The organism is bacterium endosymbiont of Bathymodiolus sp. 5 South (genome assembly GCF_900128535.1).
GTDB lineage: Bacteria > Pseudomonadota > Gammaproteobacteria > PS1 > Pseudothioglobaceae > Thiodubiliella.
This window is the reverse complement of sequence record NZ_FQTR01000377.1, coordinates 1-1023: the sequence shown is the minus strand read 5'-3', so window position 1 is coordinate 1023 and position 1023 is coordinate 1. Positions and strand designations below refer to the sequence as shown.

Here is a 1023-nt window from a genome sequence, read left to right as displayed (position 1 = left end):
GGTTGATGGCTTGAATTTGTATGTTTATGTGGGCAACAATCCACTTGAATATATTGACCCAACAGGGCATGTTAAAGAAACACCTGAACAAGAAACTGTGGAAAAAGGCGCTGTTGGGGAAGTCAATAATGTAGACACCGAAAGACCAGCTCCTAGAAAATACAGAATAGACAGAGATGCACTATCACACAATACAAGTGAGGAAATGGCTCAAGTACAACAAGATATTTTTCAATTGAATGTTTTTAAAAAATTGGGTGCATTGGAATCTTCTAGCCGAAACTCTAATCTTGAAGGATATGATCAGCGAACAATAAGTATGAGAATAAAACAATTACGAAATAGTATAGATGCTCATATTGCTAATATAAAGCAAACTGGCGTTCCTCCTCCCAATGATTCTATACAATTTTTTGCAAGCAAGGAATATGAGGATTTAGTCATTAACACACATAAAGTTGCTAATTGTTCGGAATGTGCACTTATTATGTTGAATGAGTTAAGAAAAAATTATCCTAATATGACAGCAGAATATCTAATAACAACAAAACCTGATCATGCCTTCAACTTAATTAATCGCGATCAACGCACCCCTATATTTGAACCTGAGAAATGGAATGAAAATGCTTTAGTGGTAGACGCATGGGCAGGAAGCGTTTATACTAAAAAAGAATTTTCTAATGTAAACAAAAAATTATATTATTATGGCATTAGTAATAATATTACAGGGGTGTCTCAACATATAATAAAATATGTTGGAAGCGGGACGAGTTACCGCACATATGAAAAAAACAAGATGGACTCAGAAGAATCTATGTTTTAACCTATGATCTCAACCCAAATTATAAAACCCCAACAAATTAAGACAACAATTTAAATTTTCTTATTTCGAACAAGTTAAACTGGCGAATTCAACCCATAAGTGCAACACTTCCATTTAAAAAATAGTCCTTGCCAGTCATCTTGGCAAAGACCTCAAATGGGGTCTTGTACCCCAAGCATTTCCTAGGTCTATTATTCATT

Annotated in this window: 2 pseudogenes; one reads left to right on the top strand and one right to left on the bottom strand. The window is 34.4% G+C overall.

The features are described 5' to 3' along the window. Window positions 1–823: pseudogene (locus tag BBROOKSOX_RS11610) on the top strand (RHS repeat-associated core domain-containing protein); the annotation flags it as partial. Window positions 824–911: 88 nt separating this feature from the next. On the opposite strand, the pseudogene BBROOKSOX_RS12605 reads toward BBROOKSOX_RS11610, so the two are convergent. Next, window positions 912–1023 (bottom strand): annotated as a pseudogene (locus tag BBROOKSOX_RS12605) (IS30 family transposase); the annotation flags it as partial.